Origin of the sequence: Blastomonas sp. RAC04 (genome assembly GCF_001713435.1) — a bacterium.
Taxonomy (GTDB): Bacteria; Pseudomonadota; Alphaproteobacteria; order Sphingomonadales; family Sphingomonadaceae; genus Blastomonas; species Blastomonas fulva.
This window is the reverse complement of sequence record NZ_CP016460.1, coordinates 54,429-78,828: the sequence shown is the minus strand read 5'-3', so window position 1 is coordinate 78,828 and position 24,400 is coordinate 54,429. Positions and strand designations below refer to the sequence as shown.

General features: G+C 65.1%; 24 protein-coding genes and 1 tRNA gene. 13 read left to right on the top strand and 12 right to left on the bottom strand.

All coding sequences use genetic code 11. The annotated features are described in order from the left end of the window. Positions 1-24: 24 nt before the first annotated feature. The 4 genes from BSY18_RS01310 to BSY18_RS01295 all read left to right on the top strand — a co-directional run bounded on the left by BSY18_RS01310 (position 25) and on the right by BSY18_RS01295 (position 3,170). The gene (locus BSY18_RS01310) at positions 25-1,302 is read left to right on the top strand and encodes a serine hydrolase domain-containing protein (RefSeq protein ID WP_069049399.1); all 1,278 of its coding nucleotides are present in this window, start codon (positions 25-27) and stop codon (positions 1,300-1,302) included. 5 nt (positions 1,303-1,307) lie between these two features. Beyond that, the gene (locus tag BSY18_RS01305; RefSeq protein WP_069049398.1) at positions 1,308-2,201 is read left to right on the top strand and encodes a hypothetical protein; all 894 of its coding nucleotides are present in this window, start codon (positions 1,308-1,310) and stop codon (positions 2,199-2,201) included. A 32-nt stretch (positions 2,202-2,233) separates the two neighbouring features. Then, a tRNA-Thr gene (locus tag BSY18_RS01300) sits at positions 2,234-2,309 on the top strand. A gap of 54 nt (positions 2,310-2,363) precedes the next feature. Further along, positions 2,364-3,170, top strand: coding sequence for a hypothetical protein (locus BSY18_RS01295; RefSeq protein WP_236823424.1), 807 nt, complete (start codon positions 2,364-2,366; stop codon positions 3,168-3,170). A gap of 24 nt (positions 3,171-3,194) precedes the next feature. Here the strand turns inward: BSY18_RS01295 and BSY18_RS01290 are convergent, their stop codons facing one another. Beyond that, positions 3,195-3,779, bottom strand: coding sequence for a superoxide dismutase family protein (locus BSY18_RS01290; RefSeq protein WP_069049397.1), 585 nt, complete (start codon positions 3,777-3,779; stop codon positions 3,195-3,197). Between the two features lie 141 nt (positions 3,780-3,920). On the opposite strand from BSY18_RS01290, the gene BSY18_RS01285 reads away from it, so the two are divergent. Next, the gene (locus BSY18_RS01285; protein ID WP_069051623.1) at positions 3,921-4,364 is read left to right on the top strand and encodes a PaaI family thioesterase; all 444 of its coding nucleotides are present in this window, start codon (positions 3,921-3,923) and stop codon (positions 4,362-4,364) included. A 10-nt stretch (positions 4,365-4,374) separates the two neighbouring features. Here BSY18_RS01285 and BSY18_RS01280 read toward each other — a convergent pair whose 3' ends face one another. Then, positions 4,375-5,157 (bottom strand): DUF1499 domain-containing protein, encoded by a 783-nt coding sequence (locus BSY18_RS01280; protein WP_069051622.1) that lies wholly within the window; start codon positions 5,155-5,157, stop codon positions 4,375-4,377. A gap of 169 nt (positions 5,158-5,326) precedes the next feature. On the opposite strand from BSY18_RS01280, the gene BSY18_RS01275 reads away from it, so the two are divergent. From BSY18_RS01275 to BSY18_RS01260, 4 genes are read left to right on the top strand one after another with little or no spacing between them, the layout of a single operon-like run. Next, positions 5,327-5,845 (top strand): GNAT family N-acetyltransferase, encoded by a 519-nt coding sequence (locus BSY18_RS01275; protein WP_054133442.1) that lies wholly within the window; start codon positions 5,327-5,329, stop codon positions 5,843-5,845. A gap of 59 nt (positions 5,846-5,904) precedes the next feature. Beyond that, on the top strand, positions 5,905-6,495 hold the full coding sequence (locus BSY18_RS01270; RefSeq protein WP_069049396.1) for a DUF1285 domain-containing protein: 591 nt from the start codon (positions 5,905-5,907) through the stop codon (positions 6,493-6,495). After that, positions 6,492-7,088 carry a CoA pyrophosphatase gene (locus BSY18_RS01265; protein ID WP_069049395.1) on the top strand — a complete coding sequence of 199 codons (597 nt, stop codon included), beginning with the start codon at positions 6,492-6,494 and terminating at the stop codon, positions 7,086-7,088. The genes BSY18_RS01270 and BSY18_RS01265 overlap by 4 nt, the downstream gene beginning before the upstream one ends. Beyond that, the gene (locus BSY18_RS01260; RefSeq protein ID WP_069049394.1) at positions 7,085-8,278 is read left to right on the top strand and encodes a CCA tRNA nucleotidyltransferase; all 1,194 of its coding nucleotides are present in this window, start codon (positions 7,085-7,087) and stop codon (positions 8,276-8,278) included. Before BSY18_RS01265 ends, BSY18_RS01260 begins: the two co-directional genes overlap by 4 nt. 16 nt (positions 8,279-8,294) lie before the next feature. Here the strand turns inward: BSY18_RS01260 and BSY18_RS01255 are convergent, their stop codons facing one another. From BSY18_RS01255 to BSY18_RS01245, 3 genes are all read right to left on the bottom strand, one after another. Next, positions 8,295-10,034, bottom strand: a complete 1,740-nt coding sequence (locus BSY18_RS01255; protein ID WP_054133446.1) for a putative bifunctional diguanylate cyclase/phosphodiesterase — start codon at positions 10,032-10,034, stop codon at positions 8,295-8,297. Between the two features lie 78 nt (positions 10,035-10,112). Continuing rightward, positions 10,113-12,416 carry a DNA topoisomerase IV subunit A gene (gene parC / locus BSY18_RS01250; protein ID WP_069049392.1) on the bottom strand — a complete coding sequence of 768 codons (2,304 nt, stop codon included), beginning with the start codon at positions 12,414-12,416 and terminating at the stop codon, positions 10,113-10,115. A gap of 83 nt (positions 12,417-12,499) precedes the next feature. Beyond that, positions 12,500-13,264: a crotonase/enoyl-CoA hydratase family protein gene (locus BSY18_RS01245; protein WP_069049391.1), complete on the bottom strand. Its 765-nt coding sequence runs from the start codon at positions 13,262-13,264 to the stop codon at positions 12,500-12,502. Positions 13,265-13,462: 198 nt separating this feature from the next. Here BSY18_RS01245 and purC point away from each other — a divergent pair, with 198 nt between their 5' ends. Next, a complete protein-coding gene (purC, locus tag BSY18_RS01240) occupies positions 13,463-14,242 on the top strand; it encodes a phosphoribosylaminoimidazolesuccinocarboxamide synthase (protein WP_054133449.1) in 780 nt (259 codons plus the stop codon). A gap of 127 nt (positions 14,243-14,369) precedes the next feature. Beyond that, on the top strand, positions 14,370-17,348 hold the full coding sequence (locus BSY18_RS01235) for a M16 family metallopeptidase (protein ID WP_171900154.1): 2,979 nt from the start codon (positions 14,370-14,372) through the stop codon (positions 17,346-17,348). Between the two features lie 12 nt (positions 17,349-17,360). Here BSY18_RS01235 and BSY18_RS21200 read toward each other — a convergent pair whose 3' ends face one another. Beyond that, on the bottom strand, positions 17,361-17,510 hold the full coding sequence (locus BSY18_RS21200) for a hypothetical protein (protein ID WP_162892532.1): 150 nt from the start codon (positions 17,508-17,510) through the stop codon (positions 17,361-17,363). Between the two features lie 170 nt (positions 17,511-17,680). Here BSY18_RS21200 and purS point away from each other — a divergent pair, with 170 nt between their 5' ends. Both purS and purQ read left to right on the top strand, forming a co-directional pair. Then, entirely contained in the window at positions 17,681-17,911 is a 231-nt protein-coding gene (gene purS / locus BSY18_RS01230; RefSeq protein ID WP_054133451.1) for a phosphoribosylformylglycinamidine synthase subunit PurS, read from the top strand. Then, positions 17,911-18,585 carry a phosphoribosylformylglycinamidine synthase subunit PurQ gene (gene purQ, locus BSY18_RS01225; protein WP_054133452.1) on the top strand — a complete coding sequence of 225 codons (675 nt, stop codon included), beginning with the start codon at positions 17,911-17,913 and terminating at the stop codon, positions 18,583-18,585. The genes purS and purQ overlap by 1 nt, the downstream gene beginning before the upstream one ends. Positions 18,586-18,600: 15 nt before the next feature. Here the strand turns inward: purQ and BSY18_RS01220 are convergent, their stop codons facing one another. From BSY18_RS01220 to BSY18_RS20530, 6 genes are all read right to left on the bottom strand, one after another. Further along, positions 18,601-20,904: a putative bifunctional diguanylate cyclase/phosphodiesterase gene (locus tag BSY18_RS01220; RefSeq protein ID WP_054133453.1), complete on the bottom strand. Its 2,304-nt coding sequence runs from the start codon at positions 20,902-20,904 to the stop codon at positions 18,601-18,603. Between the two features lie 226 nt (positions 20,905-21,130). Continuing rightward, positions 21,131-21,322, bottom strand: coding sequence for a hypothetical protein (locus tag BSY18_RS20870; protein ID WP_150126177.1), 192 nt, complete (start codon positions 21,320-21,322; stop codon positions 21,131-21,133). A gap of 1 nt (position 21,323) precedes the next feature. Then, positions 21,324-21,719, bottom strand: a complete 396-nt coding sequence (locus BSY18_RS01215) for a GFA family protein (RefSeq protein ID WP_069049389.1) — start codon at positions 21,717-21,719, stop codon at positions 21,324-21,326. A gap of 18 nt (positions 21,720-21,737) precedes the next feature. Then, positions 21,738-23,561, bottom strand: a complete 1,824-nt coding sequence (gene glmS, locus BSY18_RS01210) for a glutamine--fructose-6-phosphate transaminase (isomerizing) (protein ID WP_069049388.1) — start codon at positions 23,559-23,561, stop codon at positions 21,738-21,740. Between the two features lie 15 nt (positions 23,562-23,576). After that, on the bottom strand, positions 23,577-23,954 hold the full coding sequence (locus tag BSY18_RS01205; RefSeq protein ID WP_054133456.1) for a type II toxin-antitoxin system VapC family toxin: 378 nt from the start codon (positions 23,952-23,954) through the stop codon (positions 23,577-23,579). Further along, positions 23,951-24,382, bottom strand: a complete 432-nt coding sequence (locus BSY18_RS20530; RefSeq protein WP_082382075.1) for a ribbon-helix-helix domain-containing protein — start codon at positions 24,380-24,382, stop codon at positions 23,951-23,953. Before BSY18_RS20530 ends, BSY18_RS01205 begins: the two co-directional genes overlap by 4 nt. Positions 24,383-24,400: the final 18 nt, after the last annotated feature.

The window sequence follows — 24,400 nt, the reverse complement described above, 5'->3', positions numbered from 1 at the left end:
GCGACGCCTATCCAACCCTCGCGCATGGATCGCGCGCAGGCCGCCGGCTACAAGGCGCAGTTCGTGTGTTCCGGCTTGTGGAACGGCAACAAGACGCTTGCCGATATCGAGGCGGATGAACTCACCGGGATCTATCCGCACGTCGCCGCGATCGTGCCGACATTGAAGGCGGACATCGACGAACCCGCGCATCAGGTGAGCGTCGCCTTTGCCGAGGACATGCCGCCGCGCGTTGCCCGGCACAATCCGGTGACCGGCTGCACATCGATGCCAATCGGCTGGACCAATGACGGCACGCGCCTTCCCGCCGAAGCGCTGGAGCGGGCGACCCCCGGCAGCGCCGACGCGCTTGCCTGGCCGATGGGCGATGTCGATGCGAGCGATCCGAGGATCATGATGATCACGCCGTTCGACACTCTGGTGGAAAGTGCGTTCGAGGCGAAAGCGTTCGGTGGCAAGACCAGCGGTGTCGTGATCGTCCACAAGGGCCGGATCGTGCAGGAGCGTTACAAGCCCGGGCACGACATGCACACCGCGCAACGCACCTGGTCGGTCGCCAAGTCGATCGCGGGAACCTATGTCGGCTTCGTCCGCCAGAAGGGTTTCAACATTCCCGACGTGCCGGTGCGCGAATGGAACGTCGCGGGCGATCCGCGCAAGCGCATCACCCTCGATCATCTGCTGCGGATGGGCAGTGGCCTCGTCAGCGACTCGCCAGGCAACCGCACCGATGCGGTCTATATGGGCGCGGGCGAGGTGCGGCAGTGGACGACATTGTGGCCGATGCTGCACCAGCCGGGAAGCGCCTTCCGCTACTCGAACAACGACATCCTGCTCGCAACCCTGGCGGCGCGCGATGCCGCGCCCGATCTGCATCCGCACCAGATGTTCGATGCAGTCGGCATGACACGCACCAGGGCTGAGACCGACTGGCAGGGCAATTACATCCTCTCCAGCCAGGTCTGGACCACCGCGCGCGACATGGCGCGGATGGGGCTCTTGTATCTGAACGATGGCAGCTGGAACGGTCAGCGCATCCTGCCCGAAGGCTGGCGCGACTATGTGACCAGGCCCAGCGGCCCGCAGCCGGAAGGCCCGTTCGGCTATGGCGCGAGCTTCTGGCTGATGAACAAGAGCGAGGGCGTTCCTGCCGATGCGTTCGCCGCGTTCGGCAATCGTGGCCAGTATCTGGTGATGATCCCCAGCCGCGATCTGGTAATCGTGCGGCGCGGCTATGACGGCGCGGACGATCAGTTCGACATCGCCAAATTCACCGCCGAGGTGCTCAAGCAGATCCGCTGACCGCAATGCGCCGTTTCCAGCATTACGCCTGTTTTGACTGGTCGGGACAGGCCGTGGCACGTCCCAGGGGCCTAGCGCTCGCGACCATCACGGCGGAGGCTGACGCGCGCCCGATGCTTCTGCGCCCGCAGGGGGGCTGGTCGCGCGGCGCGGCGCTCGACTGGTTGCTCGCGCATGCCGATGCGGGGACCGACATGCTGATCGGCATGGATTTGTCACCGACCTTTCCCTTTGTCGATGCGGGCGGCTATTTTCCCGGCTGGGATGAAAGCCCGCCCGATGCGCGCAGCCTGTGGGCACTGGTCGACCGGCTATGCGATGGCGATGACCATCTGGCGGCGGGGGGCTTTGTGACGCACGAGCAGGCGCGGCGTTATTTCCGCCATGGCAAGGGCGATACCGGCGACCGTTTCGGCACGGCAGGCACCGGACGGCTGCGCGCGGTAGAGCATCATCAGCGCAGCACCCGCCAGGCCAACAGCGCAAGCTGCTTCAACCTGGTCGGCGCAGCGCAGGTCGGCAAGTCGAGCCTCACCGGGATGCGCGTGCTGCACCGGCTGGCGGGGCGCATCCCCGTGTGGCCGTTCGATCCGCTGCCCGAACGGGGCCCGGTGATCGTGGAAATCTACACCAGCATCGCCGCGCGTGCAGCCGGTCGCGGGCTGTCGCGCAGCAAGGTGCGCGATGCCGACGGGCTGCATCAGGCGCTGGCCCAGCTGGGCGCTGCGCCCCCTGCCCCGTTGATCGCGCATGACGACCACAGCACCGATGCTCTGATGACAGCTGCGTGGCTGCGCCATGCCGCGCGCGACGAAAGCCTGTGGCACAGCTTCTGGCACCCGCCGGCGCTCGATGATGCCATCCGCATCACTGAAGGCTGGACCTTTGGCGTCAAATAGAGCATTGGACGCGGCGCAAATGCGCCTGTAGCGCCGCTTTAGCTCAGCTGGTAGAGCAACCGCCTTGTAAGCGGTAGGTCGTTGGTTCGAATCCGACAAGCGGCACCATAAGCGCGAGATCAGGGGCTGGGGGGCCGTAATCGCACGAGAACAAGCCCGCTGATGGACATGCCCCAGACCAAGATGATCCCTCCTGCCGAAGCCCTGCCCTGGCATCTGCGCGCCCGCTCGTGGCTGCGCTCCCGGCTGGGTGAGCGCACCGGCGGGGTGATCTTTGCACTGCTCGCCGAAATCCTGATCATCCTCGCGCTGCTGTCGCTCTCGATCGCGCCGCCGGCAACGCGGCAGGAAGAGGAGAAGCTGACGGTGTTCGGGGTTAGCCCCGAGCCATCCGATGAAAAGGTCGAGGAAGAAAGCCCTGCCGCCGAGCAGGAGGCCGCGCAATCGCCCCAGCCTCAGGAGACCGAAGCCGCGCCCACCGAAGTGCCAAGCCCCGTGGTCGCACCCCAACCATCGGTCGTACCTCCTGCCATCGTCCCGATGCCGTCCACGCAACCTGCCCGTCCGCAGGCCGCGCCGCAGATCGCCAAGCCCAAGGCCAATCCCGGACGCGTCTATGGCCCGCCCGACAAGGGCGTGCCCGGCGACAGCGCACGGGTCAGCGGATCGGGACCCAATGGCGAGCCGCTTTATGCCGCCGCCTGGTATCGCGAACCCTATGCGGATGAACTGGCAGGCTATCTGTCAACGGCGCGAGGCCCCGGCTGGGGCCTGATCGCTTGCCGCACAGTCGAGGATTTTCGGGTGGAAGATTGCGTGCAGCTTGGCGAATCACCGCAAGGATCGGGGATCGCCCGCGCGGTCATTTCGGCGGCCTGGCAGTTCCGGGTGAGGCCGCCAAGGGTCGGCGGCGTTTCCAAGGTGGGCGAGTGGGTGCGCATCCGGATCGACTATACCAGCAAGCCATGAGCGCGCACCCCGCCAGACGTTAGCTCAGCCTCGGCCGAACACCCCGCAGGCTATGCGATCGCCGCTGTCGCCCGACGGATCGGTCATTTGGTCATCCGCCTTGGCGTGGATCACGAGCGCCGCGCCGTCGGCATCGAGCATCTCGGCGAGCGCCGCTTCCTTGACGGTGTAGTCCATCTTGCCGCTGCCATCGCTGGCAATCGTCAGATTGGGCATGTCGCCATGATGCGAGCCCTGCGGATTGCTGAGGCCATGCTTGGCGCCCATGGGGTTCCAGTGGCCGCCTGCGGTCTCGAACTTGGGACCATCGCACTTGCCGGTCATGTGCACATGGATGCCATGCTCGCCCGGCGCGATGTCCGTTGCCGACACTGCGATCAGGATGCCGCCTTCGCGCTCGGTCGCGGTCACCGTTCCGGCATCACGTCCATCGGCGGTCTTGAGGCTGGCGGTGGCGATCACCGGCGCAACCGGATCTGCCATGGCGAGCGTGCCATCGCCGCTTTCGGCGGTCTCGGGTGCCGGGGCTGGCGTCTCGCTGCCGCACGCGCCAAGCGCCAGGGCGCCGGCCAGCACAGACGCGCTGAGGGAAAAACGGATCGGGATCATCGGACAAGCTCCTCTTATCTATGCTGTAAATACAGGGCAGTCTCGCCATGGTTCCGCCAACAGCGCGACATTGTGCGTTTGACATGCGCGGCATTTGGCGATTGGCTGGGCTTTGCAAAAACCGCAATCGAACGGAGCCCCATGACCGCAACACCCCCCGAAGCCGCCCATGACCTCAACACCGCCATGGGGTTCGTCCGCATTGTCGAGATGGATCCGCTAGGCCGTGCGACGATCGAATATCAGGCGGGGCAGCACATGTGCCATTCGGGCGGAGTCGTACAGGGCGGCTTCGTCACCGGCTGGATCGATGCCGCGATGGCGCATGCCGCGATGGCGATGACGGGCCCGGACGTGGTGCCCATGTCGCTCGAGCTCAAGGTCAGCTTCTTCGCGCCCGCTCGCCCCGGGGTGGTGATTGCCAAAGCGTGGGTCGAGCGGCGAGGGCGCAGCACCTGCTTTTTCGAAGGCCAGTTGCTCGATGCTTCAGGCAAGGTGCTCGCCAAGGCGAGTTCGACGCTGATGCTTGCCGAGCGCAGCCGTGTCGAGCAGGCCTCCAGCAAGGCAATGGCGGGCGCGGGCTAGCCGCCGCCCGTCAGCCCTTGGGCGCTGCAGCCTTCAGGTCTTTCAGGAAACCGCGAATCCGCTTGGCATTGACGCCCAGATCGCTGCGCCCCACCCGCGAAACGGATCGCACATCGATCTGGCTGGTGAGCCCGCCAGGGCCAGGTTGCACCCGCACCACGACATCGTCCTTGAACCGGAACAGCGACACGGTGTCCACCGCCTCCAGCCGACCTTCGTCGGGGCGCACCGCTGCGATCTCCCAGCCGCGCTTACGCGCGACCTGCTCGGCCAGCGCCACTGCCTTGTCGACAGGCAGCGCCACGGTGACCGTGCGCAGGTCGCCATAGGCCGCGCCATGCAGCAGCTTCCAGCGCTCCATCGCATCCATTCCGGCATATTTCGCCTCGCCCCGTCCGGGGACATCGGCAAAATCGTCGGGCCGCAGCTTGAGCACCCGGAATTCGGGCGGATTGTCGAGATTCGTGGTGATGTCGTGGATCTGCGGGACGCTCCTGCCGACATTGACCCAGTATCCGATGACCCCCAGGAACCCGAGCGAACACACCAGGCCGATCAGCGTCATGTTGCGGATCGCTGTGCCCTTCTTGCGATAGAGCAGCAGCACGATGAGCGAGAACAGCAAGGCGACCAGCGCGACGACGACAGCGGCCATGACCACGCTGAGGCCTTCAAGCTTGCCCCACCAGTCCTGCCCGGCACCGATGGCGCCGACCAGGGCCATCACCACAGAACCCGCGCCCAGCAACAGACACAGCCGTGCCAGCCAGATCGATCCGTGCGGTTTTTCCATGGCCTGCATATAATCCCCCTGTTGCCCGTATGACACACATAGGAAAGGCGGGCGGCTTTGGCAATTCGATTAGGGGTGCTGTACCACTGCGGGAAATGCCGCTCGACTTGGGGAGGCCACGTGCCTAAGGGCGCAGGCTCTGTGACCTCTTGCTTAGCCGTCTGGAACGATGACCGAATTCACTATCATCCCGCTGGATCAGGTCGATACGGCCTGGGTTGACGACCTTCTCGACCAGGTGTTCGGACCCGAGCGATCCGGGCGCACCATCTATCGCGTGCGCGATGGTCTTGAGGCGCTGCCCGCGCTGAGCTTTGCCGCGATCGATGCAGATGGCTATCTGGTCGGCACCATCCAGTGCTGGCCGGTGGCGCTGACCGATCCCGACGGTCTTGCCTATCCGATGATTCTGGTGGGCCCGGTCGGCGTCGCACCCGATCATCAGGACCAGGGCATCGGCCGTGCGCTGATGGCCGCAGTGTTCGGCGCGATGGGCGTGGGCGAAAAGATGCCGCTCGTGCTGCTGGGCGATCCGGAATATTACGGCACCCGCTTCGGCTTTTCCGCCGATCAGACAGGTGGCTGGTCGCTGCCCGGCCCTTATGAGCAGCACCGGCTGCTGGCGCTGGCACGGCCCGATTCGGTGATGCCGCCCAAGGGCATTCTGGGCCCCTGGCGCCTGACTTGACGGATGATTGGGGGCGCCGGGCTTTGCATCGCGCAGCCTCCGTGCTTATCTGATCCCCCATGCCCTATGATCCGCCCCCCGAAATGCAGGACCTGTCGCTCGCCGAGATTGCGGGACTGGTCGCCGCGCGCAAGCTTCCCCCGGTCGAGCAATGGTCGCCCGCGGCCGAGAGCGACAGCCATATGCGCATCGCCGCCGATGGCCGCTGGTATCATCAGGGCGGGCTGATCTCGCGCCCGGCGATGGTCCGCCTGTTCGCCAGCGTGCTGCGCCGCGAGGAGGACGGGCGCCATGCGCTGGTCACGCCGTTCGAAAAACAGTGGATCGAGGTGGAGGATGCCCCGCTGCTGGCGGTCGAGGTGAAGTCCGAAGGCAGCGGCAAGCAGCGGCGGCTGGCGTTCCGGCTCAATACCGACGAGCTTGCGGTGTGCGGCGCGGACCGCCCGCTGATCCTGCGCGGCACCCCGGAAGAGCCGCGGCCTTATCTGGGTCTGTGGCGCGGGCTGGAGGCGCGGATCGAGCGCAGCGTCTATTATGACCTGGTCGAGCTGGCGCTTGGCGATCAGGGCGATGATGCCGCAGACGCTGCCGGCCTTCCGATCTGGAGCGACGGCACCTGCTTCCGGCTGGACAGGATCGCTGCTGCATGAGCCTGTTTGCCAGGCTTTCCGATGCGCTCGCCGCCAGCGCCGCTAGCGGGCTTTCCGTTGTGGATGAGCGGCATATCGACCCCGATGGCGGCAGGCACATTCCCGCTGCGGTGCTGATCGCGGTAACCGACCGGCCCGAACCGGGTGTCATCCTTACCCAGCGCCCCGATTATCTGCGCAGCCACCCCGGCCAGATCGCGTTTCCCGGCGGCAAGATAGACCCCACGGACGCGCATGCCGTTGCCGCCGCTCTGCGCGAGGCGGATGAGGAGCTGGGGCTTGCCCCGCATCATGTCCGCGTGATCGGCGAGGCGGATATCTATCGCAGCGGCAGCGGCTTTGCGATCACCCCGGTGCTGGGCGTGATCCCGCCCGACCTCCGCTACACCCCCAATCCGGGCGAGGTGGCCGACTGGTTCGAAGTCCCGCTCGCTTTCGTGCTGGACCCTGCCAACCACGCCCATCACAGCACCCACTGGAAGGGCGCCGAGCGCCGCTATATCGAGATCATGTGGGGCCGCCGGCGCATCTGGGGGGTGACCGCAGGGATTATCGCCAACCTCTCGCGCAGGCTGGAAGGGATCATGGCATGACCCGGATCAGCGCCGCCTGGACGCAGCGCGCGGACCTTGCCGCGATGCTGGCCGCGCTCGACCCCGACGGCGACCAGTGCCGCTATGTCGGTGGCGCGGTGCGCGATGCGCTGCTGGGCGTGGACGCGGTCGATGTCGATATCGCCACGCGGCTGCTGCCCGAGCAGGTTATGGCTGCGCTGGCCGATGCCGGGATCAAGGCGGTACCGACCGGGATCGAGCACGGCACCGTGACCGCGGTGCTGCCCGCAGGGCCGGTCGAGATCACCACGCTGCGCCGCGATGTCACCACCGATGGCCGCCATGCCGAGGTCGCCTTCACCGACGACTGGCGCGAGGATGCCGCGCGGCGCGATTTCACCATCAACGCGCTGTTCGCCGACCCGCGCACGCTCGAGGTCACCGATTATTTCGGCGGCGAGGCGGACCTGGCCGCGCGGCTGGTGCGGTTCATCGGCGATGCCGATGCGCGCATCCTGGAAGACCATTTGCGTATCCTGCGGCTGTTCCGCTTTCACGCGCGCTTCGGCGGCCCGGCCGATCCCGATGCGCTGGCGGCCTGTGCCCGGCATGCGGACCGGTTGAAGGCGCTGTCGCGCGAGCGGATCGCGCGCGAACTGCTGCTGCTGCTGGGCAGCGCCAACCCTGCAAATGCGGCGCTGCTGATGGCGCAGAGCGCAATCTGGCCGGTGGTCCTGCCCGAAATGGCGGGCGACGGGCTGGAGACTCTCACGATGCTGCTCGCCCGCGAGGCGCAGCTCGGTGCGAAGGCCGATCCCTTGGTGCGGCTGGCGGCGCTGCTGCCGGCGGACCCGCTCGTCGCCGAGGCCGTGGCTTCGCGGTTGCGGCTGTCCAAGGCGCAGCGGGCAACGCTCGCGCGCTATGCCGCACGCTGGCCCGACAGTGGGACTGCGCGGCAGGTGGCAGCCGCGGTGCAGCCTGCCGATACGGTTTCGAACTGGCTGCTGCTGCGCGGCCCGGACGATGCACTGGCGCAGGGCTGGCAGAGCCTCAAGGGCTGGTCGGTTCCCGAATTCCCGCTGGGCGGGCGCGATATCCTGGCGCTGGGCATACACGCCGGGCCGGATGTCGCGCGGGTGTTGGGCGAAACGCGCCGCCGCTGGATTGCAGAGGATTTTCCCGAGCCCGAGCGTGTGCGCCAGATCGCTGCACAGGTGGCGGCGGCCTGACGATCCCGGGTGCCGATCAACCCATGCGGGTGATCATGTACGCATAGGCCTCGTCGGCGGGGACCGGCGGCGAATAGAAATAGCCCTGGCCGAACGAACAGCCGAGCGCAGCCAGGGTCTGCGAGATTTCCAGCGTCTCGATGCCCTCGGCGGTGGTCTCCATGCCCAGCGCGCTCGCCAGCGACAGGATGGCGCGCACGATGGCGACCTTGTCGCGCTCCTTGAGCATGTCCGAGATGAAGCTGCGGTCGATCTTGAGCACGTCGATCGGCAGTTGCTGCAGATAGGCCAGGTTGGAATAGCCGGTGCCGAAATCGTCCATCGCCAGCGAGACGTTGAGCGCGCGCAGGGCGCTCATCACCTTGGCGGCGCGCGCGGGATCGCTCACCACCACCGATTCGGTCAGCTCCAGGCACAGCCGCTCGGGCTTTGTCTTGTTGGCGCGCAGGATGTTGGCGACCATGCTGGGAATGTCGTCGCGGGCGAATTGCGCGGCGGAGACGTTGACGCTGACCTTGAGCGGCAGCACCTCGCCCGCCTTGGCATCCCATTCGTTGAGCACCTGGCAGGCGCGGTCCAGCGCCCAGCGCCCCAATGGCAGGATCAGCCCGCATTCCTCGGCAACGGGGATGAACTCGACCGGCGAGATCATGCCGTAATCCGGGTCCTTCCAGCGCGCCAGCGCTTCGAATCCGGTGACGAAGCCGTTGCTCATGTCGATCAGCGGCTGGAAATACAGCTCGAGCCGGTCCAGCTCGATCGCCTTGCGCAGTTCGGTTTCCAGCGTGAAGCGGCGGCGGGCCTTGTCGAGTTCCTCGGGCGTATAGATTTCCGCCTGGCGGGTGCGCTTGGCGCGCTTGAGCGCGATCTGCGACTGGCGGATGTAGTTGGCGCAATCTGTCTGGCCGGGCTTGCTGAGCGCGATGCCGATCGCCCCGTCGATCTGGATCTCGAGATCCGACAGCCGATAGGGGTTGAGGAATATGTCGCGGATGCGGCTGGTGATCCGCGAAAGCTCGCGCGGGTTCGACCCGCGCAGCGGCACGAACAGCGCAAATTCATTGCCCCCGATCCGCGCGACGATATCGGTCTTGCGCACCCGCCCCATCAGGCGGCGCGCGACGGTGATGATCAGCTCGTCACCCACCACACTGCCTGCGCATTCGTTGATCTGGCTGAAGCGCGCGATATCGAGCGTGATGATCGCAAAGCCCGACGTGGTCACGCGGCCGTCGCTGCCCTGTTCCGCCAGCCGGCTTTCGACCGCGTCCTCGAACCCGGCCCGGTTGGGCAGGCCGGTCAGGCTGTCGCGCATCGTTTCGCGGCGGAAGCTGTCGTGCGTCTCGATCTCGCTGGTGCGGTCGATCAGGCTCACCAGAAAATGCGGCCAGTCCAGCCCGGGCATCTCGATCCGCGCCGCGGTCACGTCATAGCGGCGGGTCTTGACCGGATCCTCGGAGGTCCAGGGGCGGTTGGCCTTGCCACTGTCGTTGCGGCTGGCGACCGACACCAGCTCGGTCAGCAGCGCCACATCGATGGCCGATACGGCGCCAGGCATCAGCTGGCGATCGACGAATGCGGGGTTGGCCATCACGATCTGCGGAGCCCCATCGACCCGCGTCACCACCGCTGCGGGGATCGGCAGCGGATCGAGCACCGCCGCAAAGCCGGGATGCCCGCCGGAGAACGCATCCGATACAAGCGAATCCGGCAACGGCTTGGCGCGCGTTCTGGGGGGCGGAGTTGGGCTGGCCATATGTATCAACGCCTAGCCGCGAAAATGTAAAATTAACTTAAACGTCGGCGAAAAAGTCGCGGCCGAACAAAGGTTTTTCTAGCCATCGAAGCGGTTGTTGCGCGGGAAGCCATTGGGCGGCAGCCGCCCGGCTGCGCCGCGCGCGACCCGCCACAGCCCCATGTCCTTCTCGGTCCGCGTCCGCCCGCTGTCGCCGCCCATCGTCCAGCTCAGCCCCTCTTCGAGCCGGAAGGTGGTGGCATCTGCCAGCGATCCGTCGCGATAGCGCTGCAGCTGCACCCCCTGCCCGCGCGCCATTACCGGCAGTTCGCCGAGCGGGAACACCACGAGCTTGCGGTTCTCGCCCACCACAGCGACGTGATCGGCGCTTGCAGGAACGTTGCGGATCACCATCAGCCGCACGCCGGGCTTCAGGTTGACGACCTGGCGGCCCTTGCGCGTTTCCGCGATCAGCTCGGCCATTTCGGCTAGGAAACCGCGACCGTTGGTTGCGGCGAGCAGCAGCTTGCCTGCAGGATCATAGGGCATCAGCGCGATGATCTGCGCCTCGTTCTCCATATCGAGCATGTTGCGCACCGGCTCGCCAAATCCGCGGGCACCGGGCAGGTTCTGCGCGCCCAGCGTGTAGAACCTGCCATTGTCGAGCGCGATCAGCAGCTTGTCGGTCGATTGCGCGTGGAAGGCAAAGGCGGGGCCATCGCCTTCCTTGAACTTGGTGATTTCAGGCACGCCAAGATCGGCGTGCCCCTTCATTGCCTTGATCCACCCGCGCCGCGACATGATCACCGTCACCGGCTCGCGCTCGATCATCGCTTCGAGCGGAATTTCGCGCGCGGGGGCGGCTTCGCGCAGGTCGGTCCGGCGGCGGCCCAGCTCGGTGGTTTCCGCATACAGCGCGCGCAGCGTCGCCAGATCCTTCTTGAGCCGCTTTTTCTGCAGCTTCGGATCGGCGAGCAGCTTTTCCAGCCCCTCGGCTTCCTTGACCAGAGCGTCGTGCTCGCGCCGCAGTTCCATCTCCTCGAGCTTGCGCAAGGAGCGCAGCCGCATGTTGAGGATCGCTTCGGCCTGCCGATCGGTCAGCTCGAACTCGGCCATCATCACCGGCTTGGGCTCGTCCTGGGTGCGGATGATCTCGATCACCCGGTCGAGGTTGAGATAGGCGATGATATAGCCGCGCAGCAGCTCCAGCCTTGCCGCGATCTTGTCGAGCCGGTGGCGGCTGCGGTTGGTGAGGATGAGGATCTGGTGCCGCAGCCAGGATTCGAGCAGCGGCTTGATCCCCATCACGCCAGGCGTGCGGGTTTCGTCGAGCACGTTGAGGTTGAGCGGAAAGCGGACTTCCAGATCGCTCAACCGATACAGGCTGTCTTTGAGGACATCGGGATCGACATTGCGGCTCTTGGGCTCGAGCACGATGCGGATCGTCTCGTCCGATTCATCGCGGATATCGGCGAGGATCGGCAGCTTCTTCTCCGCGATCAGCGTCGCGATCTGCTCGATCAATTTGCCCTTCTGCACCTGATAGGGGATTTCGCTGAGCACCAGCTGCCATGTGCCGCCGGGCAGCTTCTCGATGCCGGTCTGCTCCCAGTTGCCATCGGCATCCTTGCCGGTCGAATAGCGCGCGCGAAGCCGGAAGGCGCCGCGCCCGGTGCGATAGGCGTGGCTGATCGTTTCGGCATTATCGACCAGCAGCCCGCCAGTGGCAAAATCGGGGCCGCGGAACACCTGCATGATCTGCTCGTGCGTCGTTTCCGGATTGTCGATCAGCATGTCGGCCGCGTCGATTACTTCGGCGACATTGTGCGACGGGATCGAGGTCGCCATGCCCACCGCGATGCCGCTGGCGCCGTTGGCGAGCAGATTGGGGAACAGCCCTGGGAAGATTTCGGGCTCTTCCTCCTCGCCGTTATAGGTCGGCTTGAAGGCGACGGTGCCCTCGTCGAGCCCGGCCATCAGCTCGATCGCGGTGCGCGTCAGCCGGGCTTCGGTGTAGCGATAGGCCGCAGCGTTATCGCCATCGACGTTGCCGAAATTGCCCTGTCCGTCGACCAGAGGATAACGCAGCACGAAATCCTGCGCGAGGCGGACCATCGCGTCATAGACCGAGGCATCGCCATGCGGATGGTATTTGCCGATGACATCGCCGACAACGCGCGCGCTCTTCTTGTAGCTGCTCGCCGGATCGAGCTTCAATTGCCGCATCGCCCACAACAGGCGGCGGTGAACCGGCTTCAGGCCATCGCGCAGATCGGGCAGCGAGCGCGCGGTAATGGTGGAGAGCGCATAGACGAGATACCGCTCCGACAGCGCGCGGTCGAAGGACGTGTTCTCGATTTCGGGGATATCGTCGCCAGACCCGGCGCTCGCGTCTTTAGCCATGCTTCAGGCGGGTAGCAGCGCGAATGCCGCAAGGCGAGAGGGTTGGCCCGGTTTTCTGGGGAAAAATGCGCGCCGGACCGGCTTCAGGCGAACGAGCCGTGCCGACCCTTGCCGCCGGCAAAGCGGCCAGCGCCTTCCAGCGTCTCTCCGCTGGTGATCGTCGCACGGCCAAGCTGCGCTTCCAGCGCGATCGCCTCTGCCTCTTCCAGCGACCATTGCGCGAGCGCGCTCGCCCGGTCATTGCGCAGACAGGTCTGCGGAAAGGCCGCGATCTGCGTGGCGAGCTCCACCGCCAGTTCGAGCGCGCCGCCATGCCGCGCCACGCGGTTGGCAAGCCCGATGTCGTGCGCTTCGGCGGCGCCGATCTCGCGCCCGGTGAGCAGCAGATCCATCGCGCGCGAATGGCCGATCAGCCTTGGCAGGCGGATGGTGCCCATATCCACCAGCGGCACCCCGAAGCGGCGGCAGAACACGCCCATCCGCGCGGTCTCCGCCATCACCCGCATGTCGCACCACAGGGCCAGCTCCATGCCGCCAGCCACCGCATAGCCTTCGATCGCGGCGATCACCGGCTTGGTCATCTGCATCCGGGTGGGCCCCATCGGCGCCATTCCCGCATCGGTCACCGGGCGTTTGTCGCCCTCGCTCAAGGCCTTGAGATCGGCCCCGGCGCAGAAATGCCCGCCCGCTCCGTGCAGGATCGCGACATGCACGCTGTCATCGGCATCGATCGCTTCGAACGCCTGCAACAGCTGCAGAGCGGTGGCAGAATCGACCGCGTTGCGCCGCTCGGGGCGGTTGATGGTGACGATCGCCACCGCCTGTTTGTGATCGACCTTGACGTTCATGGCCCTGCCTTGTGCTCCCTCGATTTCACCGCAACGATACCATGCACGGTGTGCGACACGTTAACCGGAATTGGCAACTGGACAGCACAATTGCGCCCATGGCAGCAAGCGGCTATAGGGGCGCTGAACTACGCCCCGGCTCTGCGCGCTTTGGCCGCCGCACCGGGGCGTCATGCATTTTATCGGAGTTACGAGCCAATGACCCGCCGCCGCCAGATTTACGAAGGCAAGGCCAAGATCCTCTATGAGGGGCCCGAGCCCGGCACGCTGATCCAGTACTTCAAGGACGACGCCACCGCGTTCAACGCCCAGAAAAAGGGCACGATCAACGGCAAGGGCGTGATCAACAACCGCATCAGCGAGTATGTGTTCACGCGGCTGGCGCATATCGGCATCCCCACCCACTTCATCCGCCGGTTGAACATGCGCGAGCAGCTGATCCGTCAGGTCGAGATCGTGCCGATCGAGGTGATCGTGCGCAATGTCGCTGCGGGATCAATCTGCACCCGGCTGGGGCTGGAAGAAGGCCAGCCGCTGCCGCACACGCTGATCGAATATTGCTACAAGGACGATGCGCTGGGCGATCCTCTGGTCGCAGAAGAGCATATCGCCTGCTTCGGCTGGGCGACGCAGGAAGAGATGCAGGACATCTCGTCGATGGCGATCCGCATCAACGATTTCATGTGCGGCATGTTCGCCGCGATCGGCATCCGCCTGATCGACTTCAAGCTCGAGTTCGGCCGCCAGTTCGACGGCGATTTCTCGCGCATCATCCTGGCCGACGAGATCAGCCCCGATGGCTGCCGCCTGTGGGATCTCGAGACCGGCGAGAAGCTCGACAAGGACCGCTTCCGGCGCGATCTGGGCGGCGAAGTCGAGGCCTATCAGGAGGTCGCACGGCGTCTGGGCCTGCTCAACGAGGGCGGCGAAAACGAGGTTCTCGACCTCGACAGCCACCGTCGCCGCAAGGGCAAATAACCACACGACACGCGACTGACCGCTTTACGTTTCCGTCATCTTGCGTGGGCCCTGCGCCCATGCAACATTTTCCGCCCAAGCAAGCAATAAGCGGGCGGAGATGGATCGAGGCGAGAGGCTGTCATATGTGACCGGACGCATGGTGTTGGCCTCCTTGGCCATTGCCGCCTTTTCGCTTTGTCCGGCGCCCTCGCTCGCCAGTCCTGACACATCGGCGTCGGTTGAGGCGGCATCTGCCCCGGCGGTGCGCGACGAGGCCGCGATTGCTGCGGCATGGCACTATGCCGGCAGCGACCTGACTGCCGATCCCGCGATCCGCTTCGGCGTGCTGCCCAACGGCATGCGCTATGCCATCCGCCACAATTCCACCCCCGCGACCACCGCGGTGATGCGGCTGATGATCGATGTCGGCTCCACCGCCGAGGCGGAGGATGAGCGCGGCCTTGCCCATTTCATCGAGCATATGGCGTTCAACGGCACCACCAACGTGCCCGAAGGCGAGATGATCAAGATCCTCGAGCGGCTGGGGCTGGCGTTCGGGGCGGATACCAATGCGTTCACCAGCTATGATCAGACCGGCTATCTGCTCGACCTGCCCAATGTGAACGCTGAGACGGTCGACACCGCGCTCTACCTGCTGCGCGAGACCGCGAGCGAGATCAGCTTTGCGCCCGAGGCGATCGAGCGCGAACGCGGCGTGATCCTGTCCGAGCTGCGCACCCGCGCCAACTACGCGCAGCGCAACCGCGAATCGCTGTTCGAATTTTCGGTGCCAGAAACCCGGCTCGCGACCCGCTCGCCGATCGGCGACAAGACCGTCATCGAGACCGCGTCGGCCGAACGGTTCCGCAGCTTCTACGAGCGCTATTACACTCCCGGCCGCACCACGCTCGTCGTCGTGGGCGATCTCGATGTCGATGCCATGGAGGCCAAGATCATTGCCGCTTTCGGCAACTGGCAGGCCCGGCATGGCGAGGCGCCCGACGTCCCGCTGGGACGGATCGACGTCACCCGCATCGACCAGGCCAACATCTTTGCCCATCCCGCGATCGACGAGGTCGCAACGGTGGTGCGCTTCTCGCCCTATGTCGAGGAAGCCGACAGCCGCGCCGCGCGCCGCGCCAAGCTGACCCGCGCGATAGGCTACAACATCATCGGGCGCCGCCTGGGCCGGATCGCGCGGCAGGAAAATGCGCCCTATGTCGGCGCCTCGATCGGCCGGTCGGATGTCTACAAGATCGCCAACCAGTCGGTGCTCAACGTCGCCGTCCGCGATGGCGAATGGCAGCGCGGCCTTGCCGCTGCCGAGCGCGAGGTCCGCGCGGCGCTGCGCTACGGCTTTACCGACGCGGAGCTTGCCGAGCAGCTCGCCAACTTCACCACCGGCTATGAGAATGCGGTGCGCGGAAACCAGACCCGCCCCAACGACCAGCTTGCCGACCAGATTTTGGCGATGGCCAAGGATGGCATGATCGTCACCACGCCCGAAAGCCAGCTTGAACGGTTCGTCGCGCTGCGCGACAGCCTGACGCTCAAGATGCTGCTCAAGGCGGTGCGCGAGGACTTCGGCACGCTGGACAAGCCGCTGATCCATCTGTCCACCAAGGTCGATCCCGAAGGCGGCGCACAGGCGATCCGCACCGCCTTTGCCGATGCGCGCAAGACCAGGGTGACCAAGCCCAAGGCGCGCGATGCGCAGGCCTTCGCCTATCAGGACTTCGGAGCGCCCGGCGCGGTGGTGGCGGATGCGACCATCGAGGACCTGGGCATCCGCACCATCCGCTTTGCCAACAACGTCCGGCTCAACCTCAAGAAGACCGATTTCGACAAGAACCGGGTGCTGGTCTCGCTGCGCATCGATGGCGGCGATCTGCTGGCATCGCGCGACAAGCCCGAAGCCACGAGCCTGATGAACATTTTCGTGCGCGGCGGGTTGGAGGCGCACAGCCTGGATGACCTTTACACCATCTTCGCAGGCCGCGCGGTCTCGCTCAACTTCGGATCGGGCGAGGATTATCTGGGCGGCTATCTGGCCACCACCCCCGATGACCTGGCGCTGCAGATGCAGGTGCTTACCGCGTTCACCCAGCATCCCGGCTATCGCAGCGAGGCGATCAACCAGTATCGCAGCTATCTGCCCAATTTCTATGCGCGGCTCAACGCCACGCCGGAAGGCGCGATCGGCAGTCAGATTGGCGCGATCCTGTCGGACAACGACCCGCGCTTCTCGCTCGCCGAGCGCGAGGTTTTCGAGAAGCTCACCTTCGACGACCTGAAGTCTGCGATCAGCGACCGGCTGCAGCAGGGCGCGATCGAGATCGGACTGGTCGGCGATTTCGACGAGGACGAGGCGATCGCAGCGGTCGCGGCAACATTCGGCGCGCTGCCCGAGCGCGAGGCCGAGTTCCGCGACTATGACGAGGCGCGCGCCCGGCGCTTCACCGACAATCGCGCCCCGCGGGTGCTGCACCACAAGGGCGAGGCCGATCAGGCGATCGTCGAATTCTACTGGCCGACCACCGACGACCACGACTATCGCGAGGACGTCCGGCTGCGGCTGCTGGCCGAACTGCTGCAGATCAAGGTCACCGACGAGCTGCGCGAGAAGCTGGGCGCGAGCTATTCGCCGGTCGCCCGCTCGTTCACCTCCTCGATCTATCCGGGCTATGGCTATATCCAGATCAGCACCAATGTGGCGACGGGCGATGTCGAGCGCGTCGCCCAGGCCATCCGGCAGATCGCTGCGGAGCTCTCTGCGCCTGCCCCGATGGCGGGCGCTGCAATCCCGCCCTCGCCGATCGCGGCTGACGAACTGGCCCGCGCGCGCACGCCGATCCTGGAGAACATCGCCAACAGCGTGAAGACCAACACCGCATGGCTGGGGATCGTCGATGCCGCGCAAAGCAAGCCGGCCAAGCTGGAGCGCTTCCGCAGCGGCGGCACCGCTTTCGGCAAGGTGAGCGCGGAAGACCTACTCGATCTGGCGCGAACCTATCTTCCGCCAGAACGCGCGCTGCTGGTGCAGTCGCTTTACGACGAAGCCGGCGACAAGGGCCAGCTCGCGTCGCGCACCGGGCCGGTCACCACCAACGCGGCGCCCCGCTGAGAGCTGCTGGTATTACCCTCGGGTGCGATAGCCGCTGATGATCCCGAAGATGAACGCCATGAACAGCGCGAGCTGCACGTGGCCATTGGGATCGTTCCAGCCGACGAGTTCATGACCGAAGCCGAACAGTCCGACGAACATTGCGAGTGCCAATCCAGCCATATTTCCCCCATTTCGAGGCAAAGGCTATGCCGCACTCCTTTCCGCAGGCTTGTTAACGAAGGTTAACGCGCGCCCGGCAGCGGTGAACACGCGATATTGCGCCGAGCCCCCTTGCCCCTTTGCTGGCGCACGGTATAGGGCAGGCCATTCATTCTGCCAGGAGGACGCCGATGAAGGCCCGCATCCATGTGACCCTGAAAGACGGCGTGCTCGATCCGCAGGGCCGCGCCATCCACCATGCGCTGGAAGGTCTGGGCTTTGGCGGCGTGGAAGACGTCCGCGCCGGCCGGCTGATCGAACTTACCCTCGCCGATGGCACCAGCGATGCCGATATCGACGCGATGTGCCGGAAGCTGCTCGCCAACATGGTGATCGAAAACTACCGCGTCGAGCTGGTCTGATGAAATCGGCGGTCATCACCTTCCCGGGATCGAACTGCGACCGCGACCTGGCCGTGGCGATCGAGCGAGTCACCGGCCACGCGCCGATCCGGCTGTGGCATGGCGAACAGACGCTGCCTGAAGGCCTTGACCTGATCGGGGTCCCCGGCGGGTTTTCCTATGGCGATTATTTGCGCTCGGGCGCGATGGCCGCGCGTTCGCCGGTGGTCGGCGCTGTGATCGAGGCCGCAGAGCGCGGCGTTGCGGTGCTGGGCATCTGCAACGGCTTCCAGATCCTTACCGAAGCCGGCCTGCTGCCCGGCGCGCTGATGCGCAATGCCGGCATCCGCTTTGTCTGCCGTACGGTCGGACTGACGGTCGAGAATGCAAGCAGCCGCTTCACCAGCCTGTACCAGGCGGGCGAGACGATCCGGATTCCGGTGGCTCATCATGATGGCAACTACTTCGCCGATGATGCCACGCTCGACAGGATTGAGGGCGAAGGCCAGGTGGCGTTCCGCTATGCCGAGCCGGTCAACGGATCATCGCGCGACATTGCAGGCGTGCTCAACGCCAAGGGCAACGTGCTGGGCATGATGCCGCACCCCGAACGCATGGTCGAGCCGCTGCAGGGCGGGACCGATGGCGCAAGGCTGTTCGAGGCGCTGGCGCAATCGGTGCTCGAGCGCGCCTGACCTTCAGCGTCCGCGTCAGCCGAACAAAGCGGCGCGGTGATCGGAAAACATCTCGGCCACGTCCTCGGCGCCCATCGGGCGGCCGTAATAATAGCCCTGGATTTTCTTGCACCCCAGTTCGCGGATGACACGGACCTCGTTTTCGGTCTCCGCCCCCTCGGCGGTGGTGGCCATGCCCAGGCTGTCGGCCATGGCGACGACCGCGCGAATGATCGCGATGCTTTCCTGCATCCCGCGCGCTGCGCCCTGGACGAAGCTGCGATCGACCTTGATCGTGGTGAACCGGGTCTTGCTGAGATAGCCAAGCGCCGAATAGCCCGTGCCGAAATCGTCGAGCGACAGCCCGACGCCCAGCGCCAGGATGCGGTCGAGCGTCTCGCCCGCGCGTGACCCCTCGCGCAGGAACACGCTCTCGGTAACCTCGAGTTCGAGCCGCTGCGGGGCGAGCCCCGTTTCGGACAGCGCCTCGACCACGGTTTCGACAAAGTCAGGCTCGTAAAGCTGCTCGGCGGAAACATTGACCGCAACGCGCACATCGGCCGGCCAGGACACCGCCTCGCGGCAGGCGCGGTGCAGCACCCAGTTGCCGATCGGCACCACCAGCCGCGCGTCTTCTGCCAGCGGGATGAAGCGCGCAGGCGACACCTGGCCGAATTCCGGGTTGTGCCAGCGCAGCAAGGCTTCGAAGCCGACCAAAGATTCGCTCGCGGCATCGACCACCGGCTGATAGGCCAGCGTGAATTCGTCCTTCTCGAGCGCCTTGCGCAGCGCCATTTCCATCACGCGGCGCTCTTCGGCATGGCTGTGCAGCTTGGGCTCGTAGACATTGTGGCGGCCGCCGCCCTCGTCCTTGGACCGGTAGAGCGCGAGATCGGCGCTGCGCATCAGCGTCTCGACGGTGCGCCCGTCGCGGACCCCGTGCGCAGATCCGATGCTGGCGCCGATGAACAGCGTGTGTTCGTCCACCTCATAGGGCCGCGACAGCACGTCGATGATGCGATGGGCGAGGTCGCCGATCCGCTGGCCATCGCCGGTATCGCGCATCACTACGGCGAATTCGTCGCCGCCCAGACGGCCGCACATCTCGTCCTTGCCCATCAGCGAGCGCAGCCGCAGCGACACCTGCGCCAGCAAGCGGTCGCCGACGAGATGGCCGAGCGTGTCGTTGACCGACTTGAACCGGTCGAGATCGATCATCAGGAACCCGCAGCGCGTCTTCCATTGCTCGCACTCGTTCAGCGCGCGGTCGAGCGCTTCGGTCAGTTGCAGGCGGTTGGGCAGGCCCGTCAGCGTGTCATAGCGCGCCAGCCGGGCGATCTTCTCGGCGCTTTCGCGGCTTTCGGTGACATCGGAGCCGACCCCGCGAAATCCGATGAACGCGCCATTGTCGTCATAACGCGGCGAAGCCGACAGCTCCCACCAGAACGTCTTGTCCTCCCCCTGCACCTTGACCACCAGATTGGAGAAGCTCTCGCGCTTGGTCAGCTTGTCCGACAGCACATGCAGGCTGGGCGGCAGATTGCCGCTTTCCCATGCCTTGCCCGCGATCAGCTGGGTCAGCGGCATGCCCTCGATATCCTTGGCCTCGCGCCCGGCGGCAAAGGCAAAGCGCGGGCTGGCCGCGACGATCCGGCGCGAGGCGTCGATCTGCCACAGCCAGTCGGCATCGCCTTCCTCGAACTCGCGCAGCAACAGGCTGACGACCTCGTCCTTTTCGGCCAGGCCGACTTCGGACAGCTTGAACATCAGAAAGGCGCGGGCATTCTCGAACCCGGACAGCGCCAGCATGATGGAGAAGCACACGATCGCACCGATGGTCACGATGTCGCCGACGCGCGCGAAGGCGATGATCGATGCCACCATCAGCACCAGGTTGAACAGCACCGCGCCCAGCGGCAACGCGTTAAGCAGCAAGGTGCCGCCGACCACCAATGCAGCCAGTATGGTCCACACCGTGGCGAGCTCCATCGGTCCGGCCTGCGGCGCGAACAGCAATATCGGGATGGCCCAGACAAAGGCGATGAGGCTGGTGGCCGCAACCAGTTGCAGCACGAAACGGCGGGCGACATGATCGTGATTGACCATGCCGCTCTGGCGATAGACGATGGCGGGAAAATACAGCGCCCCGCCCAGCATCGCCATCCACCCGGCAAGCTGCCAGAGCGGCACGAAACCGGCGAAAAGCTGGCACACCATCAAACCCAGAACCAGATTGGTCACCACGCGCAGAATCGCATAGCGAGCAAGCCCGGTATACTGGATCGCACGGAAGTGGTCCCAATCCCCCTCGGCAGGATCGCGCAGGCCAAGAATGGCCATCACGGGCAAATTGCGTGCCGTGGACGGGTTATGTTTGGTGGTGCTCACGCATCGGTTCTAGCCAAACAAAGTTAGCGAAGCGTAACCGGCAGATTTGTAAATGCATCGGTACGCGCGATGGCGTGATGGGAGAGAGAGATGTCCACTTCGCCTGCAGCCGCGTGATGTCGCGCGCTGCAGGCAAAGGGAAAACCGGCCGCTCCGTCGATTGATCGACGGACGTGGTTCAGATGACGGCCAGCATGATGACGGCGCTGCTGACGAAGGCAGCGGCCAGGTTGAATGCGATACGCATGACGAACTCCTGATGAACGGTTGGAATTTGCCGTGCAGACATCCTGCTCTCTGAAGCGGGAAATAGGTCATAACTTCTGTCATACAAGTGCAATTGTTTTCCATGCACTTGTGTTTTTTGCATGTCATTCGTCGTCGGTGAGGCTCGCTCTGGCTACTTCCCAGTTCCGGCCATCAAACGCTTCCACGTCGGCGGACAGGCCATGGTCGTTGTCCAGGCAGCGGAAATCGACCGACCAGGCCTGGGGGTGCGATCGCGGCTGATAAAAGCTGCGGACCCCGCAGGTGCGACAGAATAGATGCTCGGCAGCACCGGTACCGAAGCGATAGCTGGAAAGCTCCCCCTGCCCCTGCAGCAGCCGGAAATCGGGGTGGGGCACGATCAGATGCAGGAACCCGGTCTTGGCGCACATCGAGCAATTGCACGCCAGCAGCCGCACCTGCGGCGCGACGTCCGCCTCGAATCGCACCGCCCCGCAGTGACAGCCGCCGGTGACCGTGACCTGCTTGTCAGCGCGCATCGCACGCGACACCTGCGGTCACTCCACCGTCACCGATTTTGCCAGGTTGCGCGGCTGATCGACATCGGTGCCCTTGGCGACCGCGACGTGATAGGCGAGCAGCTGGACCGGCACGGCATAGACGAGCGGCGCGATCAGCGGGTGGACCTTGGGCATCTCGATCGTGGCAAGACACCCCTCGCCTGCTTCGGCGAGGCCTTCGGCATCCGAGATCAGCACCACCTTGCCGCCGCGCGCGCGCACCTCCTGCATGTTGCTCACCGTCTTTTCGAACAGCGGGCCCGAGGGCGCGATGACGATGATCGGCACCGCCTCGTCGATCAGCGCGATGGGGCCGTGCTTCATCTCGCCTGCGGCATAGCCTTCGGCGTGGATGTAACTGATTTCCTTGAGCTTCAGCGCGCCTTCCAGCGCCAGCGCATAGTCCGGCCCACGCCCCAGATACAGCACGTCGCGCGCCTGTGCGATGGTGTGCGCCATTGCCTCGATCTCGGCATCATGTGCCAGCGCCGCGTTGATCGCAGCGGGCGCCTCGATCAGATGGCGCACGATCTCGGCCTCTTCAGCCTGGCTGAGGCGCCCCTTGGCGCGCGCAAGATTGACCGCAAGCGCCGCCATCACCGCCAGCTGGCAGGTGAACGCCTTGGTCGAGGCCACCCCGATCTCGGGGCCCGCGTGCGTCGGCAGCAACAGATCGACCTCGCGCGCCATTGAGCTGGTGGGAACGTTGATGATGCCCGCGGTGGTCACCCCGCCCGCCTTCATGTGGCGCAGGGCCGCCAGCGTATCGGCGGTCTCGCCCGATTGCGAGACGACCACGCCCAGCATTCCGGGCGACAGCACCGGATCGCGATACCGGTATTCCGACGCGACATCGACCTCGACGGGGACGCGCGCCAATTGCTCGATCCAGTATTTGCCGATCATGCCGACATAGGACGCAGTGCCGCAGGCGATGATCGTGACCCGGTCGATGTCGGACAGCTCGAAGTCCATCTGCGGCAGCGCCACCTGCTGTTCGACCGAGCGGATATAGCTTTGCAGCGTCTGCGCCACGACCACCGGCTGCTCGAAGATTTCCTTCTGCATGAAATGGCGGTGGTTGCCTTTGTCGATCAACGCGCCGGTGACGCCCGACAGCGTGACCTCGCGCTCGACCGGAGCATTGTCGGCGTCAAAGACCTGCGCGCCGTCGCGGGTCAGCACCACCCAGTCGCCCTCTTCGAGATAGGCGATGCGCTGCGTCAATGGAGCGAGCGCCAGCGCGTCGGAACCCAGATAGGTCTCGCCCTCGCCATAGCCCAGCACCAGAGGCGAACCCAGCCGCGCGCCGATCAGCATATCCGGATACTGGCGGAACGCGATGGCGAGCGCGAAGGCGCCGCGCAGCTGCGGCAGTACGGCCTTGACCGCGTCCTGCGGGCTGTCGCCGGCCTCGATCCGCTCGCTCAGCAGATGCGCGACGACCTCGGAATCGGTCTCGCTCTCGAAACGGCGACCACGCGCTATCAGCGCATCGCGCAGCTGCTTGAAATTCTCGATGATGCCGTTGTGCACCAGCGCCACTTCGTCCGTAGCATGTGGATGCGCGTTCGATGTGGTCGGCGCGCCGTGCGTAGCCCAGCGGGTGTGCGCGATGCCGACATGGCCGGGCGCAGGATCCTTCGCCAGCACATCGACCAGATTGCGCAACTTGCCCTGCGCGCGCCGACGCACCAGATGGCCGTCGTGCACCGTGCAGACTCCCGCGGAGTCATATCCGCGGTATTCCATCCGCTTCAAACCATCGACCAGATCGCCCACGACATCGCGCCGGGCGAGGATTCCAACGATACCGCACATTGAGGAAGGTGCCTTTCAAAGCTGGTAGGGGACTCGGATACCCGGCATCTCTGCCGGAAAATCCTTGGTATTTCGTGTCACAAGCACCCGGCCGCGAATTTGCGCGGTGGCCAGGATGATGGCGTCCATGGCTTTCAAGCGTTGCCTTTCGCGACGCATGGAGGCAGCCCGCGCGGCTATTTCTCCATCGATCTCATCGATACCGAATCCGGACAAAAGCACTTCTGCCCGCTTCAAGCCAGTGCCTTGCCCCTTGGAAAGGACCTCAATCCAAACTGCTCGGCTTACCCATATCTTGCCAAATTCAGCCGCTCGCCGAAGTTCGGTTCGAGCTTGTGGGATGCCCCGAAGGGTATCGATCAAAATGTTGCTATCAAAGGTGAAGCTGCTCAAGGGTTTGCGCGCTTTGCTTTTTTATTTGGAGCCTTACTTTCTGGGGCGAACGAAGGCTTGTCAGACAAAAGAGATCCGTCGCCTAACTCTCGTCCATTCTCAGCCAACCAAGCCTTGTGCAACTCATGCTCTCGATCATCCTCCGCATCGAAAAGATCAGGAAACTCAGCCCGAACTTCAGGGTAATCAAAATCCCAAGGGCGCGTTGATGAAGCACGCTCGCGTCGTTGCCATTCGACTGCATCGCCGATGTCCTCGCGATCTTTCCACGCACCGAAACCCTGATCTATCCAGTCAAGAGGTGCTTGGGGACGATAAGCAGCGACCGCTTCGCGCAAAACTGCGGCGCGAGACTTGCCCTGCTCGGCAGCAAGCTGATCGAGCCACTTGATGTCATCTTCAGGAAGATCGGCGAGGATGCGGGGCATGGTGATATACTGATATCA

Excerpts from the sequence above, each read along its gene's own strand:
- BSY18_RS21200 (WP_162892532.1), bottom strand. The coding sequence starts at position 17,510 with ATGGCTGGATTGGCACTCGCAATGTTCGTCGGACTGTTCGGCTTCGGT.
- purC (WP_054133449.1), top strand. The coding sequence starts at position 13,463 with ATGACCCGCCGCCGCCAGATTTACGAAGGCAAGGCCAAGATCCTCTAT.
- BSY18_RS01245 (WP_069049391.1), bottom strand. The coding sequence starts at position 13,264 with ATGAACGTCAAGGTCGATCACAAACAGGCGGTGGCGATCGTCACCATC.
- BSY18_RS01260 (WP_069049394.1), top strand. The coding sequence starts at position 7,085 with ATGACCCGGATCAGCGCCGCCTGGACGCAGCGCGCGGACCTTGCCGCG.
- parC (WP_069049392.1), bottom strand. The coding sequence starts at position 12,416 with ATGGCTAAAGACGCGAGCGCCGGGTCTGGCGACGATATCCCCGAAATC.
- BSY18_RS01295 (WP_236823424.1), top strand. The coding sequence starts at position 2,364 with ATGGACATGCCCCAGACCAAGATGATCCCTCCTGCCGAAGCCCTGCCC.
- BSY18_RS01305 (WP_069049398.1), top strand. The coding sequence starts at position 1,308 with ATGCGCCGTTTCCAGCATTACGCCTGTTTTGACTGGTCGGGACAGGCC.
- purS (WP_054133451.1), top strand. The coding sequence starts at position 17,681 with ATGAAGGCCCGCATCCATGTGACCCTGAAAGACGGCGTGCTCGATCCG.
- BSY18_RS01290 (WP_069049397.1), bottom strand. The coding sequence starts at position 3,779 with ATGATCCCGATCCGTTTTTCCCTCAGCGCGTCTGTGCTGGCCGGCGCC.
- BSY18_RS01310 (WP_069049399.1), top strand. The coding sequence starts at position 25 with ATGGATCGCGCGCAGGCCGCCGGCTACAAGGCGCAGTTCGTGTGTTCC.
- BSY18_RS01285 (WP_069051623.1), top strand. The coding sequence starts at position 3,921 with ATGACCGCAACACCCCCCGAAGCCGCCCATGACCTCAACACCGCCATG.
- BSY18_RS01280 (WP_069051622.1), bottom strand. The coding sequence starts at position 5,157 with ATGGAAAAACCGCACGGATCGATCTGGCTGGCACGGCTGTGTCTGTTG.
- BSY18_RS01270 (WP_069049396.1), top strand. The coding sequence starts at position 5,905 with ATGCCCTATGATCCGCCCCCCGAAATGCAGGACCTGTCGCTCGCCGAG.
- BSY18_RS01220 (WP_054133453.1), bottom strand. The coding sequence starts at position 20,904 with ATGGCCATTCTTGGCCTGCGCGATCCTGCCGAGGGGGATTGGGACCAC.
- BSY18_RS20870 (WP_150126177.1), bottom strand. The coding sequence starts at position 21,322 with ATGCAAAAAACACAAGTGCATGGAAAACAATTGCACTTGTATGACAGA.
- BSY18_RS20530 (WP_082382075.1), bottom strand. The coding sequence starts at position 24,382 with ATGCCCCGCATCCTCGCCGATCTTCCTGAAGATGACATCAAGTGGCTC.
- BSY18_RS01215 (WP_069049389.1), bottom strand. The coding sequence starts at position 21,719 with ATGCGCGCTGACAAGCAGGTCACGGTCACCGGCGGCTGTCACTGCGGG.
- BSY18_RS01265 (WP_069049395.1), top strand. The coding sequence starts at position 6,492 with ATGAGCCTGTTTGCCAGGCTTTCCGATGCGCTCGCCGCCAGCGCCGCT.
- purQ (WP_054133452.1), top strand. The coding sequence starts at position 17,911 with ATGAAATCGGCGGTCATCACCTTCCCGGGATCGAACTGCGACCGCGAC.
- glmS (WP_069049388.1), bottom strand. The coding sequence starts at position 23,561 with ATGTGCGGTATCGTTGGAATCCTCGCCCGGCGCGATGTCGTGGGCGAT.
- BSY18_RS01255 (WP_054133446.1), bottom strand. The coding sequence starts at position 10,034 with ATGGCCAGCCCAACTCCGCCCCCCAGAACGCGCGCCAAGCCGTTGCCG.
- BSY18_RS01275 (WP_054133442.1), top strand. The coding sequence starts at position 5,327 with ATGACCGAATTCACTATCATCCCGCTGGATCAGGTCGATACGGCCTGG.